The organism is Pandoraea sp. 64-18, assembly GCF_001899225.1.
Lineage (GTDB): Bacteria > Pseudomonadota > Gammaproteobacteria > Burkholderiales > Burkholderiaceae > Pandoraea > Pandoraea cepalis.
In genome coordinates this window covers 124,288-142,313 of the sequence record NZ_MKVU01000020.1, presented here as the reverse complement: position 1 = coordinate 142,313, position 18,026 = coordinate 124,288, and the positions used below count along the sequence as shown (strand labels likewise).

The window sequence follows — 18,026 nt, the reverse complement described above, 5'->3', positions numbered from 1 at the left end:
CAAAATGCTGAATACCGACGAGGCGCTCTCGCCCGATTTCGCCGCGTTCGGCGAGCCGCTCGAGGCGGCACTCGCGCGCAACGTGCGCGACGCGCTCGCGGAAGACATCGGCGCCGGCGATTTGACCGGCTTGCTTGTACCGTCCGAGGAGATGGCGCACGCGCGCATCATCGTGCGTGAGTCGGCGGTGCTGTGCGGCGTACGTTGGTTTGAGCGCTGCATGCAAGGGGTCGATGCCTCGGTGCGCGTGCAGTGGCACTACCGGGAAGGCGAGCGCATGACGCCCGACTCGGCGGTGTGCGATATCCACGGCCCGGCGCGCGCGCTGCTCACGGGGGAGCGCACTTCGATGAACTTCCTGCAATTGCTTTCCGGCGTCGCGACGGCGGTGCGTCGTTATTCGGATATCGTCGAGGGCACGAAGGCGCGGGTGCTCGACACGCGCAAGACATTGCCGGGCCTGCGCCTCGCGCAGAAGTTCGCCGTGCGCGTGGGCGGCGGGGCGAATCAACGCCTGGCGCTCTACGATGGCATTCTCATCAAGGAAAACCACATCGCAGCGGCCGGCGGCATTCGGCAAGTGCTGGCGAACGCCGACCGTCTGGCCGACGGTGCGCCGGTGCAGATCGAGGTGGAGTCGCTCGAGGAGCTGGAAATGGCACTGGAATGCGGCGCGACCTCGATCCTGCTCGACAACTTCACCTTGGAAATGATGCGCGAGGCGGCACGCGTCACGGATGGCCGCGCCGTGCTCGAGGCTTCGGGCGGGATCCATCTCGAAACGCTGCGAGCGATTGCGGAAACGGGCGTCGATCGGATTTCCGTCGGTGCACTGACCAAGGATGTTCGCGCGACCGATTTTTCGATGCGGATTTTGGAGACGGTGGGGTAAGCGCCGTTCGCGCCTGTCATGCGCAAGATCGAAGGCCGCAGGGTTTCCCTCTGCGGCCTTTTTGCTTTCGCCGGTGCGGCGGTGTGCGTCGATCGGTGGCCGATCAGCGGGCGCGACGCGGTAACACGGGCGAAAGCACGGTCGGCAGGGCCTTCGGCAGGGTGTCGGGGAAGTCTCGCGAGAAGTGCAGGCCGCGACTCTCGTGGCGCGACAGGGCACTGTCAACGATCAACGACGCCACGTCGACCAGGTTGCGCAATTCCAACAGATCGCGGCTCACGCGGAAGTTTGCGTAGTACTCGGCAATTTCCTCGCGCAGCAGGGCGATACGATGCTGCGCCCGCTCCAGCCGCTTGGTCGTGCGCACAATGCCGACGTAGTTCCACATCATGCGGCGCAATTCGTCCCAATTATGCGCGACCACCACTTCTTCGTCGGCATCCGAGACACGGCTTTCATCCCACGCCGGGACGTCTTCTGCCGGCGGCGGCGTCGCTTCGCCCCGTTGAATATCTTCGGCAGTCGCCTTGCCGAGTACCAGGCATTCCAGCAGCGAGTTGCTGGCAAGACGGTTGGCGCCATGCAGGCCGGTGTAGGTGGCTTCGCCGACGGCATGGAGTCCTGGCAGGTCCGTGCGGCCGCGCATGTCGGTGACGATGCCGCCGCACGTATAGTGTGCTGCCGGCACCACCGGAATCGGTTGCTTCGTGATGTCGATGCCCAGTTCAGCGCAGCGCGCCAGAATCGTGGGGAAATGCTCGTGCAGGAATTCGGGGCTTTGGTGGCTGATGTCGAGATACACGCAGTCCAGACCGTGCCGCTTCATCTCGAAATCGATGGCGCGCGCCACGATGTCGCGCGGTGCCAGCTCGGCGCGCGGATCGTGTTGCGGCATGAAGCGAGTGCCGTCGGGCAACACCAGGCGTCCGCCTTCACCGCGCACGGCTTCCGTGATCAGGAACGACTTGGCGTACGGATGATAAAGACAGGTCGGGTGGAACTGGATGAACTCCATGTTCGCGATGCGGCAACCGGCACGCCACGCCATCGCGATGCCGTCGCCGGTCGCGGTGTCGGGATTCGTCGTGTAGAGATACACCTTGCCCGCGCCGCCCGTGGCCAGCACCGTGTGCCGCGCCGTCATGGCGTGGACCTCGCCGGTGCCGAGATCCTGCACGTAAAGGCCTTGGCAATGACGCCCGGCTGTCGGTGCCGCATCGGCACGGTCGGAGGTGATCAGATCGACCGCGAAGTGATTCTCGAAGACGGTGATATTCGGATGCTGGCGCACGCGTTCGGTGAGCGTGGCGATCACGGCGTGCCCAGTGGCGTCGGCGGCATGAATGATGCGGCGGTGGCTATGGCCGCCTTCGCGCGTCAGATGGAAGCCGAGTTCGGCGGCGTCGTCGCGGGTGAACGGCACGCCTTGCGCAATGAGCCATTCGATGGCTTCGCGGCTGTGTTCGACGATGAATCGCGTGGCGGCTTCGTCGCACAGGTCGGCGCCGGCGATGAGGGTGTCCGCAACATGCTCGTCGACGCTATCGGTCGAGTCGAGCACGGCGGCGATGCCGCCCTGTGCCCAGTCGCTGGCCCCTTCGGGCATGGGGCGTTTGGCGACCAGCGCTACGCGGCAGGTTTTGGCCAGGTGCAGGGCGACGGACTGGCCGGCGAGCCCACTGCCGACGATGACGACATCGAAATTCATGATACGCGCGCTCTCTGGAATCGACGCCACGGGCGTGGTGCCATTCTCGTGATGGGAAATGAGCCAGTATAGCGAGTCAATACGCGCGCGACACATGACCCTATGCGCACATCGGAGAAATTCTATGTTGCGTGACTACGCATAGCGTAGCGTTGCGAATTTCGGGACGCCCAAACGAAAAACCCCGCCTGTGGCGGGGTATCGAACGCAGCAGCGAACCGCTGCGAGAAAACCTGTTGATCTTATTTGATCTTGGTTTCCTTGTAAGCCACATGCTTACGAGCCACCGGATCGAACTTGCTGATTTCCATCTTTTCCGGATGGGTACGCTTGTTCTTGGTGGTCGTGTAGAAATGACCCGTGCCAGCGGTCGATTCCAGCTTAATCTTGTCGCGAGCGCCTTTTGCCATGATGATCTCCTAAAACTTAGATGGCGTTGCGCGAACGCAGGTCCGCCAGAACGGCGTCGATGCCGTTCTTGTCGATCAGGCGCAGGCCGGCCTTCGAAATGCGCAGGCGCACAAAGCGGTTTTCGGTCTCAACCCAGAACCGGCGATTTTGCAAGTTCGGAAGAAAACGACGCTTGGTTTTGTTGTTGGCGTGGGAAACGTTATTGCCGACCATCGGCGCTTTCCCGGTCACTTGACATACGCGTGCCATGAAGCACTCCTAACCCAGAATTCTGTGTAAAAAAAGGTGAGTCGAAAAGACAGACCGCGATGATACCACAAAAATCCCAGACAAATCAATCGCTTTCGCGATGCAGGATGCGAGTCCCTGGCGGGAAACGTCTGTCGGAGATTCGGGAAGGGACGAATTATAGCGCAAGCGCTGCGCGAACGCGACCCAACTGCCAAAATTCTGTGCAGATGTTGTTGTGGGGTGTCACAGCTCGCCGTTCTCCGCGAGTGAATACACGCGGGTTCCGGCCACGATGAAGTGGTCGAGCAGCCGGATTTCCAGCAGCGCCAGCGCGTCGCCCAACTGGCGCGTGAGCGCCAGATCGGCCGCACTTGGGGTAGGCACGCCGGACGGATGATTGTGCGCGACGATGACGGCCGCCGCGTGCACGTCGAGCGCGGCGCGCACAATCTCGCGCGGATAGGCGCAGGTCTGGGTGAGCGTTCCCTCGAACATGACGCGCGTGCTGATCAGCCGATGCGCGGCATCCAGAAAGAGACACGCGAAGCGCTCGCGCGACCGATCCTGCAATGTGAGGCGCAGATAGTCGTGCACGCGCGCCGGAGAATCGAGCAGATTGCCGGACTGCATGCCTTCTCCCAGCATGCGGCGCGCCACTTCGAGGGCGGCCTGAAATTGCAGAATTTTGGCCTGACCTAGCCCCGGAATTTGCCGTAACGTCTCGAAGGGCGTGGCGAGCAGCCGAGTCAGCGATCCGCTTCGCGCCAGCAATTCGCGACCTAGATCGACGGCATTGCGCCCGTGCGAGCCCGTCCGCAACAGGATGGCGAGCAACTCGGCATCGGACAGCGCACCGGCACCGCGGGCCAGCATTTTTTCACGGGGACGCTCGGCGAGCGGCCATTGAGCGATGGACATGACGACTCCAAGGAGGGACACCATCGCGCGCATGATCGCGGGTGCCACGAATATCACAAACGATGCCGTCGACAGGAAAAAATCGGGGCTGCTTCGATGGGGAGCCGGACGCGCAACGCGCCGTCCTTTACAATATTAGCTTGACCTTGCTGTGAGACCCCCATGAGTTCTGCCGTAACCCCTGTGGTTCAAGACGATTCCTATCTGACGCTCCACTACCGGATCGCCGCCCCCGACGGCGCGGACATTGTCAACACTTTTGAAGGTACGCCGGCGACGCTGCAACTCGGCGGCGGCCAGATGGCGCCGACGTTGGAGCAGTCGCTGCTGGGGATGACGGTCGGGGAGCGCCGCCGGACCGAGCTGGCGCCGGAGCAGGCATTCGGCCCGCGCAACCCGGAGCTGCTGCAACGCGTTTCGATGAAGACGTTGCAGGAAAACAGCAATTTTGGCGAAGCCTATAGCGTTGGCGATCTGGTCGAGTTCAACGCGCCGAGCGGCGGCCGCTATGCGGGCATCCTGCGAGAGTTGGGTGACGGCTGGGCCTTGTTCGACTTCAACCATCCGCTGGCCGGCCAGCCGATCGTGTTCGAAGTCCAGATTATCGGCATTCTGTAGGAATCGAAATGAGCGCCACCCAAGTCGTAGCACCGACCCTGTCGGATGCGGAAATTCTTCTGGCCCAGCCGCGCGGTTTTTGCGCGGGCGTCGACCGCGCGATCGAGATTGTCGAGCGCGCGCTCGCGATGTACGGCGCGCCGATTTACGTGCGCCACGAGATCGTGCACAACGCCTATGTCGTTGACAACCTGCGTAAGCAGGGCGCGATTTTCGTCGAGGCGCTGACCGACGTGCCGGCGGGCAACACGCTGATTTTCAGTGCCCATGGTGTGTCGCAGGCCGTACGGGCCGAGGCGGAAGCGCGCGGCCTGCGCATCTTCGATGCCACCTGCCCGCTCGTCACCAAGGTGCACGTCGAAGTCGCGAAGATGCGTAGCCAAGGGCTCGAGATCATCATGATCGGCCACAAGGGGCACCCGGAAGTGGAGGGCACGATGGGGCAGTCGGGCGAGGGCATGTTCCTCGTCGAGACGATCGACGACGTGCTGGCGCTCCAGGTCGCCGATGAGAGCAAGCTCGCCTATGTGACGCAGACGACGCTATCCGTCGACGACGCCGCCGAGGTGATCAATGCACTCAAGCAGCGTTTCCCTTCGATTACCGAGCCGAAGAAGCAGGATATTTGCTACGCCACGCAGAATCGCCAGGATGCAGTGAAGTTCATGGCGCCGCAGTGCGACGTGGTGGTCGTCGTTGGTAGCCCGAACAGTTCCAACTCCAATCGCCTGCGCGAAGTGGCTGAGAAGATGGGCGTGCCCGCGTACATGATCGATGCGCCGGAGCAACTCAAGCCGGAGTGGTTCGACGGCAAACGCCGGATTGGCGTGACGGCGGGGGCGTCGGCCCCGGAAGTGCTGGCGCAATCGATCGTTTCGCGTCTGCGTGAGCTGGGCGTCAATCAGGTCAAAGTGCTCGATGGCGTGGAAGAAAATATTGCGTTCCCGCTTCCGAAGGGTCTTGTGCCGGTGGCGGCCGGCTAAGCGCCGTCGTCGCAACAATGCCGATCGGCCAGCGGTAACCCCGCATGGCTGACAAACCGGGTGCCATATTACGTGGCCCCGGTTTTTTTATGCCTCCTTCCTTTGCCTCGCCTCCCCGCGCCGGATTCCCCACGACCCCGCGCGTCGACCCTCCCTGACGCAAGCGCCGCGTCGCTCACCGAATCGCAGATCGCGCTCGGGATTCGTCTTGCGGAATCTATGCAAAATCAAATTGAATTTCGCGGATAATCCGCGCGACGCATTTCATCGATTTTGGCGTCTTGTTAGATAAAACTTGTCGACTCGACACGCAATTCAGCGAATACAGAATTGATTGAGCAATTAGCATTCGCTTTCCAGAAAATCAATTATTTATTTATTCCCTTAATTAGAACAAGCGCTCCAGATAGCGCGGGCATGCAACTTGCATATCTAGTTATTGCTGTGTCCGAGCCCATGACTGGTGCATCGGTTGCACCATGACGTTACCCGCACCGGTGGGCACGGTGTGTAAAACCTTTAACCAATCCGGGGTTGCGCTTTTGAAAAAATCGGGTTGCACAAGTCGGTATAAAACCTTAGGCCTCCATTATGGAAAACCCTGTGGCGGCGAGCATCGCATCCGCAAAGAATGGAGTTACAATGCGCGCGTTTCGCATACGAAACGTTGAATTGGCGTTACTGGCGTTATTCATCCGCCGACAATTTGGAGATAATCACATGCAACTCAAGTTCGCGAAGGTACTGCCCGTCGTTGCCGCAGTGACGCTGTTGGCGGCATGCGGTCAGAAGGAAGAAAAGCAGGCCGATTCGGGCGCCGCTTCGGCGCCCGCCGCGACGACTGCCGCCAGCGGGGGCGGCGATGCGGTTGTAGTTAAAATTGGTCACGTTGCGCCGCTGACGGGCCAAATTGCTCACTTGGGCAAAGATAACGAAAATGGTGCACGCCTCGCTATCGAAGAAGCCAACAAGGCGGGCCTGACCATCGACGGCAAGCCGGTCAAGCTCGAACTGCTGGCTGAAGATGACGCGGCCGATCCGAAGACCGCAACGCAGGTCGCCCAGAAGCTCGTCGACGAGAAGGTCGTTGCCGTGGTGGGCCACTTGAATTCGGGCACCACGATCCCGGCCTCGAAGATCTATAGCGATGCTGGCATCGTGCAGATCTCCCCGTCGGCCACTAACCCGGCCTACACCCAGCAGGGCTTCAAGACGGCCTATCGTGTGGTGGCTACCGACGCTCAGCAGGGCCCGGCACTGGCCAACTACGCGACCAAGGCATTGGGTGCCAAATCGGTGGCCATCGTCGACGACGCAACGGCCTACGGCAAGGGCTTGGCCGACGAGTTCGAGAAGACCGCGAAGGCTAACGGCCTGAAGGTGCTCTCGCACGACGCGACCAACGACAAGGCCACGGACTTCCGCGCGATTCTGACGAAGATCAAGGGCGAGCGTCCGGACATCATCATGTACGGCGGTATGGACGCGACCGGCGGCCCGTTCGCCAAGCAGTCGAAGGAACTGGGCATTGGTGCCAAGGTGCTGGCCGGCGACGGCGTGTGTACCGACAAGGTGGCCGAACTGGCCGGCGACGCGATCGACAACATCGTCTGCTCGGAAGCGGGTATGGCGCTGTCGAAGATGGAAGGCGGCGCGGACTTCTCGAAGCGTTATGAAGCCCGTTTCAACCAGCCGATCCAGATCTACGCCCCGTTCACGTATGACGCTGTCAACGTGATCATCGACGCCATGAAGCGTGCCAACTCGACCGATCCGGCCAAGATCCTGGCCGCCATGCCGGCCACCGACTACAAGGGCGTTATCGGCCACATCGCCTTCGACAGCAAGGGCGACATGAAGGAACCGGTGATCACGCTCTACAACTACAAGGACAAAAAGAAGAGCGTGCTTGACGTGGTGAAGATGTAACTCTAAGGCATTTGCGCCATGAAACGGCACCGCTGCCTACCCGTTCGGTGCCGTTTCGATCTCTGCGGAAATACGCCGTGCCTGCATGACGGGCACGGCCCCCCCTCCTGACACAGGATTACGCCTCATTACCCGCAATTCTCTCGACCCCCTCGCGCGCCCGATCGGGCAAGCGTGTCGAGAGCCCGTTCTCGGGACAAGGAGTTAGCTTCATGGATATCTTTATCCAACAAATCTTGAACGGCCTCGTGCTTGGTAGCGTCTACGCGATCATTGCACTGGGCTATACGATGGTCTATGGCATTTTGGGCATCATTAATTTCGCCCACGCCGACGTGATGATGATCGGCGCGATGGTCGCGCTATCCACCATCAATCTCTTGTTGAAAATCGCGCCGGACATGAACCCGGCGCTCATGCTGGCCATTGCCACGCTCGTGTGTATGCCCGTGTGTGCCTTGACCAACTTCGTGATCGAGCGCGTGGCCTACCGGCCGTTGCGCAATGCGCCGCGTCTGGCGCCGCTGATCACCGCGATCGGTGTGTCGCTGCTCTTGCAGACGATCGCCATGCTGATCTGGTCGCGCAACCCGCTCTCGTTCCCGCAACTGCTGCCGACCGACGCCATGACCGTGATTCCGCAACACGGCGACCAAATCGGCGCCGTGACCAACGGCACGGGTGTCGTGATCGTGGTCGTTGCCTTCCTCGTGATGTTCGGTCTCACGCAGCTTGTGAACCGCACCAAGCTTGGCCGCGCCATGCGGGCCACCGCGGAAAATCGCAACGTCGCCGGCCTCATGGGCGTGAACCCGAACTTCGTGATCTCCGCAACGTTCGCGCTGGGCGGTGGGCTCGCGGCGCTCGCGGGCGTAATGATGGCGTCGAACTACGGCAACGTGCACTTCTACATGGGCTTCATTCCCGGGATGAAGGCGTTCACGGCGGCGGTGCTGGGCGGTATCGGCAACCTGCAGGGCGCGATGGTCGGCGGTGTGTTGCTGGGCCTGATCGAAGCGCTGGGTGCGGGGTACATCGGGGATCTGACCGGTGGTGTGTTCGGCAGTAACTATCAGGACGTGTTCGCTTTCATTGTCCTGATCGCGGTGCTCGTGTTCCGTCCGAGTGGTTTGCTCGGCGAGCGCGTGGCGGATCGTGCATAAGCGGGGAGAAACGACATCATGAATCAACCCGTGCAAACCTCCACTGGCGAGGCCACGCAGATCTCTGCGGCGGCGGCCACGCGCAAGGCCTATCGCGGCCTCGCATTCTTCCTCATTGCGGCGATTGTCGCGCCGGTGCTCGTCGGCTACGCCGGCGGCAACTACTGGGTGCGCGTGCTCGACTTCGCGCTGCTCTACATCATGCTCGCGCTGGGCCTGAACATCGTGGTGGGCTTCGCCGGCCTGCTCGACCTGGGGTACATCGCGTTCTATGCCGTGGGTGCGTACGTCACCGCTTTCCTCAGCTCGCCTCACCTCACGCTCCACTTCGCGTGGATCGCGCATCTGTTCCCGGGGGGGCTGCATGTGCCGATATGGTTCACGATTCCGATCGGGGCGGCGGTCGCGGCCACGTTCGGCATCCTGCTCGGCGCGCCGACGCTTCGTCTGCGCGGCGACTATCTGGCCATCGTGACACTGGGCTTCGGCGAGATCATCCGTATCTTCATGAACAACCTGGACCGGCCGGTGAACATCACCAACGGCCCGAAGGGGATCACCGGCATCGAGCCCGCGTCGTTTGCCGGCTTCGATTTCTCGAAGGTGCACAACTTCTTCGGGATCCAGGTCGCCTCGGTGTACATGTATTACTACCTGTTCGTCTTCCTGGCGCTGTTGATCGCGTTCGTCTGCGTGCGTTTGCAGCACTCGCGCATCGGACGCGCCTGGGTGGCCATCCGTGAAGACGAAGTTGCCGCCAAGGCGATGGGTATCAACACGCGCAACATCAAGCTGCTCGCGTTTGCCATGGGCGCGTCGTTCGGTGGTGTGGCCGGCGGCATGTTCTCAGCGTTCCAGGGCTTCGTCTCGCCCGAGTCGTTCACCTTCTGGGAGTCGATCATTGTGCTCTCGATGGTGGTGCTCGGCGGCATGGGCCACATTCCGGGGGTGATCCTGGGCGGTATCCTGCTCTCGGCGTTCCCGGAAGTTCTGCGCTCAACCATGGGCCCGTTGCAAACGAGCCTGTTTGGCAGCGTCATCGTCGATCCCGAAGTGATCCGGCAGTTGCTGTACGGTCTGGCCATGATCCTGATCATGCTGTACCGTCCGGCCGGCCTGTGGCCGTCGCCGCGTCCAGAAGAGCGGACACTGTAAGTTGAGGGAGATGACCTGACTATGAGCGAACAAATTCTTCTGTCCGTCAAGGGCGTGAACAAGCGCTTCGGCGGTCTGCAGGCCCTCACCGATGTGGGCCTGGAGATCAAGCCGGGGCAAATCTACGGGCTGATCGGCCCGAACGGTGCCGGCAAGACCACGTTCTTCAACGTGATCACCGGCCTTTATACGCCGGACTCCGGCGAATTCAGGCTCGATGGTTCGGCCTACAAGCCGACCGCCGTGCACGAAGTGGCGAAGGCGGGGATTGCCCGTACATTCCAGAACATCCGCCTGTTCGGCGGCATGACCGTGGTCGAGAACGTGATGGTCGGCCGCCACGTGCGAACGAAGATGGGCGTGATCGGCGCGATCGTCCGTTACCCGGGCGCGAAGGCCGAGGAGCGTGCCATTCGCGATCGCGCGATGGAGTTGCTCGAGTATGTGGGCGTGGCGAAGTATGCCAACTACACGGCGGCGAACCTCTCGTACGGCCACCAGCGCCGTCTGGAGATCGCGCGTGCGTTGGCGACCGACCCGAAGCTGCTCGCGCTCGACGAGCCGGCCGCAGGCATGAACGCGACCGAGAAAGTGGAGCTGCGCGGCTTGCTCGACAAGATCCGTAGCGACGGCAAGACGATTCTGCTCATCGAGCACGACGTGAAGCTGGTGATGGGCTTGTGCAACCGCATGACGGTGCTGGATTACGGCAAGGTGATTGCCGAGGGTTTGCCGCAGGATGTGCAGAAAAATCCGGCGGTGATTGAAGCGTATCTGGGTTCGGGAGGCCATTGATGAGCGCAATGTTGACGATCAAGGGCCTGAAAGTCGCTTACGGCGGGATCAAGGCGGTCAAGGGGATCGACCTGAGCATCCAGCCGGGCGAACTGGTCACGCTGATTGGCGCGAACGGCGCAGGCAAGACGACCACGATGAAGGCGATCACAGGTCTGCTGCCTTGGGCCGATGGCGACATCGAGTATCTGGGCAAGTCGATTCGCGGTGTGAAGGCGTTCGATCTGCTCAAGCGAGGGCTCGCGATGGTGCCGGAAGGGCGCGGCATCTTCACGCGCATGACCATTCTCGAGAACATGCAGATGGGCGCGTATCTGCGCAACGACACCGCGGGGATCAAGCAGGACGTCGACAAGATGTTCGGCATCTTCCCACGCCTCAAGGAGCGTCGTGACCAGCTCGCCGGCACGTTGTCGGGCGGCGAGCAGCAGATGCTTGCCATGGCGCGCGCGCTCATGAGTCAGCCCAAGCTGTTGCTGCTCGACGAGCCGTCGATGGGACTCTCGCCGATCATGGTGGAGAAGATCTTCGAGGTGGTGCGTACGGTGTCGGGCGAAGGGGTGACGGTGCTGCTCGTGGAGCAGAACGCGCGCCTGGCGCTCCAGGCCGCGCACCGCGCCTATGTGATGGACAGCGGTCTGGTCACCATGACCGGTGATGCGAAAGACATGCTCGACGATCCGAAGGTGCGCGCCGCGTATCTGGGGGAATAATCAAGCATGAGCGTCCGGCGTGAGCCGGACGACGATCGAAGGGCGCCGAAGGCAACTCCGGCGCCCTTTGTGTTTTTCGTCGAGCGCTATGTGCGCAACGCGGTCCCGTCGAACCGGACTATAGCGATGTCGACGGCGCCGCACCCGGCGCGAGCGGCAAGCGTTTGCCGAGGCTCACGACATCGTCGGCCGCATAGCCGTGCGCGGTGTAGAACGCCAGCGCATCGCGCGATTGCGTGAGCACTTGCAAGTTGAGCTTGAGGCAGCCGCGCTCGGCCAGCGCGCATTCTGCGTGGCGAAGCAGGGCGCTGGCCACGCCGCGACGTCGCAGCGCACGCCCTACCGCCAGGGAGTACACCCAGCCGCGGTGGCCGTCATACCCGGCCATGACGGTGCCCGCGATTGTCTGCTCGCGTACGGCGACGAAGAACAACCCGTCACGCATGGCAACCTTGTTGGCGATCGAGCGGCGTGGCTCGCGGTGCGGCTTGTCGGCCGAGAGGTATTCGGGAAACGCGTCGCGCCAGAGAGCGAGCACGGCGTCGGTGTCGGCGTCGTCGAAGCCGCGGATATGAATGTCGGCGGGCGGGGCGATCATGGCGCGTCCTGTTGACCGGTGTAGATGTCGGGGCGATGGATCTGCATCATCTTGTTCACCGGGTCGAGCGGTTCGAATCCGTAGCGGGCATAAAGGCCCGCCGCGTCGGTGGTGGCGAGCAGGAAACGCCGCAACCCTTGCAAGGCGGGATGCGCCAGCACGTTCTCGCACAGGCGCTTGCCGATGCCGAGCCCGCGCATTGACGGATCAACGAACACGTCGGCCAGGTAGGCGAACGTTGCACGATCGGTGATCACGCGCGCGAAGCCCACCTGACGCGCCGCGCCGCCTTCAACCTGTGTGGCATAGGCGCCGAAGCACAGAGAGTGCGCGATGGCGCGCATGAGCGTCACGCGTGGGATGTCCTTCGCCCAATAGGTTTGCGTCGCGAGCGCGTGATGGATGAAGCCGATGTCGAGCCGTGCCGGATCGGAAGAAATGTCGACGATGGCGTCGGCGGGCGGTGTCGGGTGCGCGTGACTCAGATCGTTCATTGAGGGTGCCTCCTGTGCGATAGGGTGAGCGCCGCGCCGCGCCGCCCGGCAGTGCCGGGCATGTGGCGGCGCGCATCACGTCGATTCGTTAAGCGTGCTTGGCGAGCAGCGTGTCGAGCATCGAGAGCATCTGGTCGATCTCGTCGCGACTCACGTTGAGTGCGGGCATGAAGCGCAGCAGGTTCGGACGCGCTGCGTTGAGCAGCAGCCCGTCGGGGGTCATCTCACGCGCAGCTTCCACCAGTTGCGGGCCAATGTCGCGCCCGAGCAGCAATGCTCGCAGCAGGCCGGCACCGCGCTCGCCCTCGCCACCGTAACGCGACGACAGGTGCTGCAATCCGGCACTCAGGTAGTCGGCCTGGGCGCGGACGAATTCGAGGAAGCCCGGTGCGCTGACCGTGCGCATGACCGCGAGGCCAACGGCGCACATGAGCGGATTGCCGTTGTACGTGCCGCCCTGATCGCCCGGCTGGAAGACCGCGAATTCGTCGCCGCAGAGCATCGCCGCGAGCGGCACGCCGCCGCCAATGCCTTTGCCGAGCGTCATGATGTCGGGCACGATGCCCGCCTGCTGATGCGAGAAGAGGGTGCCGGTGCGCCCGCAGCCGGTTTGCACTTCATCCACGATCAGCAACAGTCCGCGCGACTTCGTGAGTGTGCGCAGTTCCTTCAGAAACACGTCGGTGGCCGGCACGACACCGGCTTCGCCCTGAATCGGTTCGAGCATCACCGCGACGGTGTCGGGGCCGATGAGGGCTTCGACGGAGGCGATATTGTTCAGTTCGGCCTTCGGGAAGCCCGGCACCTGCGGCGCGAAGATCGTGTCCCAGCCGGGCTTGCCGCTCGCCGACATGGTGGCGAGCGTGCGGCCGTGGAAGGCATCCTTGAACGTGATGATCTCGAAACGAGCACCGCCCGACGGGTTCGGATGTAATTGGCCCCACTTGCGCGCGAGCTTGATCGCACTCTCGTTCGCCTCGGCGCCGCTGTTCGCGAAGAAGACCTTGCCGAGTCCCGAGAGCGTGGCGAGCAGGCCGGCCAGCTCGATCATCGGCACGTTGTAGTACGCGGGACTGGGATTGAGCAGCAACGCGCTTTGTGTGGCGAGCGCATCGCGCATCACCGGATGACAATGGCCGAGGCTGTTGACCGCCCAGCCCTGAATGAAGTCGAGATAGCGCTTGCCCTCGTGGTCATACAGCCAGCCGCCCTTGCCGTGCGTGAACACGAGCTCGGGGCGCGACGTGATGGGCAGCAACGCCTGCGTGGGGAATTCAGCGAACCTGGCGTGGCGTGCCGCCTTGGGGGCGGCGGACGCCATGGGCGATGCAGCGGCGGACGGGTTGGCAAGCGACATGACGGTCTCCGAAGGACGAGGGTGAGCGAGACGGAACAATAAAAAAAGCCACGGGGGTTGCCCGTGGCTTCGCTGTGCTTGAGAACCTGCGAGTTATCGCAGTCGATAGCGTGCCGCGCGGCATCCCGGTTGGGGCAGCGTATGGCGACGTCGGATCGAGGCGATGGCAATCAGGTTCATGTCGGCAAGCATAAGTCGGTGACGCGGCGCTTGTCAAAGGGTTCGCGCGCACTGTGGCGTGCGCGCCGCGTGGCGCCCGGTCAGCATCGCTCGATTCGTGCGGCTCACAGACCGCCACCCGGGTTGTCGGCCTCGGTGGTGAACGCATCGGCGAAGAATGCCGCGTCGGGCAGGTGGTGATGCGCGATGAAGTCGCGGCGCGCCGATTCCACCATCACGGGGGCCCCGCAGGCGTAGATCTCGTACTCCGACAGATCCGGCAAGTCTTCCACCACGGCACGATGCACGAACCCTGTGCGGCCTTGCCACTGGTCTTCCGGTGCGGCGTCGGAGAGCACCGGCACGAACCTGAAGCCGGGAATCTCGCGCGCCCATTGTTCGGCCAGCTCGCGCAGGTAAATGTCCTTCAACTGTCGCGCGCCCCAGTACAGGGTCATGGGGCGCTTCAGTCCCTTGTGCACCGCATGTTCGACGATGGCCTTGATCGGCGCGAAACCGGTGCCCGACGCGAGCAGCACGATCGGCTTGTCGGTGTCTTCGCGCAGGAAGAACGTGCCGAGCGGGCCTTCGAAGCGCAGGATTTCGCGTTCCTTCATTTGAGTGAAGACGTGGTCGGTGAACACACCGCCGGGCATGTGACGCAGGTGAAGCTCAAGGAAACCTTCTTCGTGCGGCGCGGTGGCCATCGAGTAGCTGCGACGCTTGCCGTCTTTCAGAATGAACTCGATGTACTGCCCGGCGAGATATTGAAAGCGCTCATTGGCAGGCAGTTGCAGGCGCATGACGATGACGTCGTCGGCACGGCGCTCCAGCGCGTTCACGCGGCAGGGCAGGCGCTTGACCGGGATGTCGCCGAAGCCTTTGACTTCGCGCGATTCGATGACGAGGTCGCCCTTGGCATGGGCGCAGCAAAGCAGCGCAAAACCGCGTGTTTCTTCGTCCTTCGAAAGGGCTGAGCTGGAATGCGCGCCGTGCTCGACGTTGCCCTCGACCAGCTTGGCCTTGCAGGACCCGCAACCGCCGTTTTTGCACCCGTAAGGCAGGCCGACGCCCTGACGCAGCGCAGCGCTGAGTACGGCCTCGCCGTCTTCGACCTGGAACTCGCGCCCGCTCGGCACGAGGGTAACGTTGTAAGCCATACTACAATCCGAAAAATGAATAAATCGTCAAAACCCTTCGGTCGCCCGCGCCTGCTGGTAGTGGGCTGCGGCGACGTCGGCATGCGCGCGCTGCCGGCCCTCGTCAAACGCTTTCGTGTCTTTGCGGTCACGTCGAGCGATGCTCGCCATGCGGCATTGCGCGCGGCGGGGGCCGTGCCCGTTGTCGCCAACCTGGACGACGCGGCAAGCCTGCATCGCATCGGCCGATTGGCGCCGCGAGTTTTGCATCTCGCCCCGCCCACCGGGGTTGCCGGCAGCGGCACTCTGGACCGGCGAACTCGCCGTTTGCGCGCAGCGCTCGCCCAGCCGCCCAAGCCCACAATTGTACCCGAGGGAGGGCGGCGCGCCTTGTCGCGCCTGCCTCGAGCGCCGCGTCGCATTCTCGTCTACGCGAGCACCAGCGGCGTATACGGCGACTGCGGCGGCGCCCATGTGGATGAAACGCGCACACCGCGGCCGCGATCGCCGCGTGGCCAGCGTCGTGTGGACGCGGAGCGCACGGTGCGCACGCTCGGCCGACCGTCGCGGCACGGGCATGACGTGCATCGTGTGCTGGCGGCTGGGCCGGCACGCGCCCGTGCGACATCGGTGAGCGCCACGCCAGCGGTCTGGCGTTTCACCGAGCGTGCGCGCGTGCCGTGGCGAACGACGCTCGTGCGCATTCCGGGGATTTACGCGGCGGATCGTCTTCCGGTCACGCGCTTGCAAAAGGGCACCCCGGCACTACAGGCGTCCGACGACGTTTTCACCAACCATATTCATGCCGACGATCTCGCCGCGATCCTGGTGCGCGCGATGTGGCGCGGCAAGTCGCAGCGGATCGTGCATGCCAGCGACGACACCGAATGGCGCATGGGCGAGTATTTCGACCATGTGGCCGATGCGCTGGGGCTGCCCCGGCCGCCGCGGATTTCGCGAGACGAGGCGCAGCGCGTGCTGGAGCCGACGCTGCTGTCGTTCATGTCGGAGTCGCGACGGCTCGCCAACACGCGGCTCAAGCGCGAACTGGGCTACCGGTTGAAGTATCCCGATGTGGCGGCGCTGCTCGTCACGCTCTCCCGCTGATCGATTCGCGATCCTGATTGAACGAGGTGTCGCCCACGGTTTGACGTTGTTGAGGCCACGACGCCAGTTCGATTCGTGCATGGCAGCGCCGAGCGGGAAGATCGGCAACGGCAGGAGAAATGTGGAGATGCGGATCGGGGTCAACGTTGCGCGTTGCCATCGGCACAATCGCCCGCGAGCAGGGGGGGGGCGGCGGTTGCGATAGCCCAGCCGGGCAGGGGGCTGGGGGCGTTGGTGAGCAGGGTGGGACGCACAGCGGAGCGCGTCGCCACGCGGCTGCACAATGTGAAGATCGCACGCGCTGCGCGACCTCCGATGTCAATCGCGGCCTCGGCGGCCTCGGCGTGCCCTCACTAAATTCTCTATAATTTACTTTTACGTCGGCTAACATCGGTGAATTGTCGATATTTGTGCGCGCCAATCAAGGGCGACGCCGATGATGGACATCGACGCACCTTTCCAATCCTTTCTGAAATAAGGATTGAGCTGCATTTTGTAAGATGCTTCGGCCAATGCCGGTCTGGATGAACGCACACACTTCGGTGCATCTCGACACCAAGGGAGCACACGACATGACCACAGGCATAGGCGCGCCGGGTTCGGCGCTACATCGCGCCTGGCGTTTGCCGGGGCAGGGACCTGCCGCGACGCTCGGCACACGTCGCGCGTCGCCGGCGCCGGATCGATTTACGAATGCGCTGCGGGCGCTGTCCACGACCTCGGCGCCGTCTGCGGTGACGCAAGACAGTGCCGTGACACTGTCGCACGCCGCGAGCGCCCGGCGTCAAACTTAAACCACCGAGAGAATTTCATGAGTCTGCATGTTCTGCTGGTCGACGACGATCCTGTCGTTCGCGACCTCTTGCGCGAATTGCTGCATGCCAACGGCATGCAGGTCTCGGTGCTGCACAACGGGGCCTCGCTGCTGCGCCGGCTCGAACTCGAGCGGCCGTCGGTGATTCTGCTCGACATCATGATGCCGGAGCGTGACGGCTTGCGGGCGTTGCAGGATTTGCGCGCGGCCGGCGAAGACATCCCGGTGATCATGCTCTCGGCGCGTGGCGGGCCGCTCGACCGGGCGCTCGGGCTGGAACTGGGCGCCGACGACTATCTGGCCAAGCCGTTCGATCCGCGTGAGTTGCTCGCGCGGATTCACGCTGTGCTGCGCCGCCGCGGGCCGGTGGCCGCCAGCGCCCCCGACGCGCGCGCCCCGTACCGCTTCGGTCCGTTTGAACTCGATTACTCGCTGCGCACGTTGCAGCGCGAAGGCGAGCGTTTACCGCTGCGCGATACCGAGTTCGCCATGCTCAAGGCGTTCACGCAGCACCCCATGCAGGTGCTCCCGCGCGTCAAGCTGCACGCCATGCTCTATGGCGACGGCATCACGTTTCGCGATCGCAGCCTGGACGTGCCGGTGTGGCGTCTGCGACGGCTCGTCGAGGCCGATCCGTCCGAGCCTCGCTATATCCAGACGATTCGCAGCAAGGGTTACGTCTTCGTGCCGGGCGGCGAATTGTCCGATGGCGCGACGCCGGACTCGCGTGAGCGATCCAGGGCTGGCGGCGTAGGCAGTCAAGACGACGGGCGGGCGCTCGCTTCGCCCGCGCCAGTGGTCAAGCGTACGGTGCGCGGCTGGCGGGAGTCGGCGGCGTGACA

Annotated in this window: 18 protein-coding genes; 10 read left to right on the top strand and 8 right to left on the bottom strand. The window is 63.2% G+C overall.

Going from position 1 to position 18,026, the window contains the following annotated elements:
- Nucleotides 1-4 precede the first annotated feature (4 nt).
- Entirely contained in the window at nucleotides 5-892 is an 888-nt protein-coding gene (gene nadC, locus BGP02_RS17685) for a carboxylating nicotinate-nucleotide diphosphorylase (protein ID WP_232424549.1), read from the top strand.
- Nucleotides 893-995: 103 nt separating this feature from the next.
- On the opposite strand, the gene nadB is transcribed toward nadC, so the two are convergent.
- The 4 genes from nadB to radC all read right to left on the bottom strand — a co-directional run bounded on the left by nadB (nucleotide 996) and on the right by radC (nucleotide 4,160).
- On the bottom strand, nucleotides 996-2,600 hold the full coding sequence (nadB, locus tag BGP02_RS17680; RefSeq protein WP_261938061.1) for an L-aspartate oxidase: 1,605 nt from the start codon (nucleotides 2,598-2,600) through the stop codon (nucleotides 996-998).
- A gap of 242 nt (nucleotides 2,601-2,842) precedes the next feature.
- The gene (rpmG, locus tag BGP02_RS17675) at nucleotides 2,843-3,010 is read right to left on the bottom strand and encodes a 50S ribosomal protein L33 (RefSeq protein WP_017232785.1); all 168 of its coding nucleotides are present in this window, start codon (nucleotides 3,008-3,010) and stop codon (nucleotides 2,843-2,845) included.
- 16 nt (nucleotides 3,011-3,026) lie between these two features.
- Nucleotides 3,027-3,260, bottom strand: a complete 234-nt coding sequence (gene rpmB / locus BGP02_RS17670; protein WP_017232786.1) for a 50S ribosomal protein L28 — start codon at nucleotides 3,258-3,260, stop codon at nucleotides 3,027-3,029.
- Between the two features lie 225 nt (nucleotides 3,261-3,485).
- The gene (gene radC, locus BGP02_RS17665; protein WP_017232787.1) at nucleotides 3,486-4,160 is read right to left on the bottom strand and encodes a RadC family protein; all 675 of its coding nucleotides are present in this window, start codon (nucleotides 4,158-4,160) and stop codon (nucleotides 3,486-3,488) included.
- A 162-nt stretch (nucleotides 4,161-4,322) separates the two neighbouring features.
- Between radC and BGP02_RS17660 the strand changes: the two genes are divergently transcribed.
- The 7 genes from BGP02_RS17660 (at nucleotide 4,323) to BGP02_RS17630 (ending at nucleotide 11,516) form a co-directional block, all read left to right on the top strand.
- Nucleotides 4,323-4,778 (top strand): FKBP-type peptidyl-prolyl cis-trans isomerase, encoded by a 456-nt coding sequence (locus BGP02_RS17660; protein ID WP_150562640.1) that lies wholly within the window; start codon nucleotides 4,323-4,325, stop codon nucleotides 4,776-4,778.
- Between the two features lie 8 nt (nucleotides 4,779-4,786).
- Nucleotides 4,787-5,761, top strand: coding sequence for a 4-hydroxy-3-methylbut-2-enyl diphosphate reductase (ispH, locus tag BGP02_RS17655; protein WP_017232789.1), 975 nt, complete (start codon nucleotides 4,787-4,789; stop codon nucleotides 5,759-5,761).
- A 720-nt stretch (nucleotides 5,762-6,481) separates the two neighbouring features.
- A complete protein-coding gene (locus tag BGP02_RS17650; protein ID WP_017232790.1) occupies nucleotides 6,482-7,690 on the top strand; it encodes a branched-chain amino acid ABC transporter substrate-binding protein in 1,209 nt (402 codons plus the stop codon).
- A 212-nt stretch (nucleotides 7,691-7,902) separates the two neighbouring features.
- Nucleotides 7,903-8,853: a branched-chain amino acid ABC transporter permease gene (locus BGP02_RS17645; protein WP_017232791.1), complete on the top strand. Its 951-nt coding sequence runs from the start codon at nucleotides 7,903-7,905 to the stop codon at nucleotides 8,851-8,853.
- An 18-nt stretch (nucleotides 8,854-8,871) separates the two neighbouring features.
- On the top strand, nucleotides 8,872-10,008 hold the full coding sequence (locus BGP02_RS17640; protein ID WP_017232792.1) for an ABC transporter permease subunit: 1,137 nt from the start codon (nucleotides 8,872-8,874) through the stop codon (nucleotides 10,006-10,008).
- Between the two features lie 21 nt (nucleotides 10,009-10,029).
- Nucleotides 10,030-10,803, top strand: a complete 774-nt coding sequence (locus tag BGP02_RS17635) for an ABC transporter ATP-binding protein (protein WP_017232793.1) — start codon at nucleotides 10,030-10,032, stop codon at nucleotides 10,801-10,803.
- Nucleotides 10,803-11,516, top strand: coding sequence for an ABC transporter ATP-binding protein (locus BGP02_RS17630; RefSeq protein ID WP_017232794.1), 714 nt, complete (start codon nucleotides 10,803-10,805; stop codon nucleotides 11,514-11,516). The genes BGP02_RS17635 and BGP02_RS17630 overlap by 1 nt, the downstream gene beginning before the upstream one ends.
- A gap of 118 nt (nucleotides 11,517-11,634) precedes the next feature.
- Here BGP02_RS17630 and BGP02_RS17625 read toward each other — a convergent pair whose 3' ends face one another.
- From BGP02_RS17625 to BGP02_RS17610, 4 genes are all read right to left on the bottom strand, one after another.
- Nucleotides 11,635-12,114, bottom strand: coding sequence for a GNAT family acetyltransferase (locus BGP02_RS17625; protein ID WP_150562642.1), 480 nt, complete (start codon nucleotides 12,112-12,114; stop codon nucleotides 11,635-11,637).
- On the bottom strand, nucleotides 12,111-12,608 hold the full coding sequence (locus tag BGP02_RS17620) for a GNAT family N-acetyltransferase (protein ID WP_150607410.1): 498 nt from the start codon (nucleotides 12,606-12,608) through the stop codon (nucleotides 12,111-12,113). Before BGP02_RS17620 ends, BGP02_RS17625 begins: the two co-directional genes overlap by 4 nt.
- Nucleotides 12,609-12,696: 88 nt before the next feature.
- Complete coding sequence (locus BGP02_RS17615) at nucleotides 12,697-13,929, bottom strand: acetylornithine transaminase (protein ID WP_051060096.1); 1,233 nt, start codon at nucleotides 13,927-13,929, stop codon at nucleotides 12,697-12,699.
- Nucleotides 13,930-14,249: 320 nt separating this feature from the next.
- Entirely contained in the window at nucleotides 14,250-15,284 is a 1,035-nt protein-coding gene (locus BGP02_RS17610) for a CDP-6-deoxy-delta-3,4-glucoseen reductase (protein ID WP_017232798.1), read from the bottom strand.
- A gap of 15 nt (nucleotides 15,285-15,299) precedes the next feature.
- Between BGP02_RS17610 and BGP02_RS17605 the strand changes: the two genes are divergently transcribed.
- Both BGP02_RS17605 and BGP02_RS17600 read left to right on the top strand, forming a co-directional pair.
- On the top strand, nucleotides 15,300-16,370 hold the full coding sequence (locus BGP02_RS17605; protein WP_286798922.1) for a Rossmann-fold NAD(P)-binding domain-containing protein: 1,071 nt from the start codon (nucleotides 15,300-15,302) through the stop codon (nucleotides 16,368-16,370).
- A gap of 811 nt (nucleotides 16,371-17,181) precedes the next feature.
- Nucleotides 17,182-18,024, top strand: coding sequence for a response regulator (locus BGP02_RS17600; protein ID WP_150562645.1), 843 nt, complete (start codon nucleotides 17,182-17,184; stop codon nucleotides 18,022-18,024).
- Nucleotides 18,025-18,026: the final 2 nt, after the last annotated feature.

Excerpts from the sequence above, each read along its gene's own strand:
- BGP02_RS17640 (WP_017232792.1), top strand. The coding sequence starts at position 8,872 with ATGAATCAACCCGTGCAAACCTCCACTGGCGAGGCCACGCAGATCTCT.
- nadC (WP_232424549.1), top strand. The coding sequence starts at position 5 with ATGCTGAATACCGACGAGGCGCTCTCGCCCGATTTCGCCGCGTTCGGC.
- rpmB (WP_017232786.1), bottom strand. The coding sequence starts at position 3,260 with ATGGCACGCGTATGTCAAGTGACCGGGAAAGCGCCGATGGTCGGCAAT.
- BGP02_RS17625 (WP_150562642.1), bottom strand. The coding sequence starts at position 12,114 with ATGATCGCCCCGCCCGCCGACATTCATATCCGCGGCTTCGACGACGCC.
- BGP02_RS17615 (WP_051060096.1), bottom strand. The coding sequence starts at position 13,929 with ATGGCGTCCGCCGCCCCCAAGGCGGCACGCCACGCCAGGTTCGCTGAA.
- radC (WP_017232787.1), bottom strand. The coding sequence starts at position 4,160 with ATGTCCATCGCTCAATGGCCGCTCGCCGAGCGTCCCCGTGAAAAAATG.
- BGP02_RS17650 (WP_017232790.1), top strand. The coding sequence starts at position 6,482 with ATGCAACTCAAGTTCGCGAAGGTACTGCCCGTCGTTGCCGCAGTGACG.
- nadB (WP_261938061.1), bottom strand. The coding sequence starts at position 2,600 with ATGAATTTCGATGTCGTCATCGTCGGCAGTGGGCTCGCCGGCCAGTCC.
- BGP02_RS17635 (WP_017232793.1), top strand. The coding sequence starts at position 10,030 with ATGAGCGAACAAATTCTTCTGTCCGTCAAGGGCGTGAACAAGCGCTTC.
- BGP02_RS17660 (WP_150562640.1), top strand. The coding sequence starts at position 4,323 with ATGAGTTCTGCCGTAACCCCTGTGGTTCAAGACGATTCCTATCTGACG.
- BGP02_RS17610 (WP_017232798.1), bottom strand. The coding sequence starts at position 15,284 with ATGGCTTACAACGTTACCCTCGTGCCGAGCGGGCGCGAGTTCCAGGTC.
- rpmG (WP_017232785.1), bottom strand. The coding sequence starts at position 3,010 with ATGGCAAAAGGCGCTCGCGACAAGATTAAGCTGGAATCGACCGCTGGC.
- BGP02_RS17600 (WP_150562645.1), top strand. The coding sequence starts at position 17,182 with ATGAGTCTGCATGTTCTGCTGGTCGACGACGATCCTGTCGTTCGCGAC.
- BGP02_RS17605 (WP_286798922.1), top strand. The coding sequence starts at position 15,300 with ATGAATAAATCGTCAAAACCCTTCGGTCGCCCGCGCCTGCTGGTAGTG.
- BGP02_RS17620 (WP_150607410.1), bottom strand. The coding sequence starts at position 12,608 with ATGAACGATCTGAGTCACGCGCACCCGACACCGCCCGCCGACGCCATC.
- BGP02_RS17645 (WP_017232791.1), top strand. The coding sequence starts at position 7,903 with ATGGATATCTTTATCCAACAAATCTTGAACGGCCTCGTGCTTGGTAGC.
- BGP02_RS17630 (WP_017232794.1), top strand. The coding sequence starts at position 10,803 with ATGAGCGCAATGTTGACGATCAAGGGCCTGAAAGTCGCTTACGGCGGG.
- ispH (WP_017232789.1), top strand. The coding sequence starts at position 4,787 with ATGAGCGCCACCCAAGTCGTAGCACCGACCCTGTCGGATGCGGAAATT.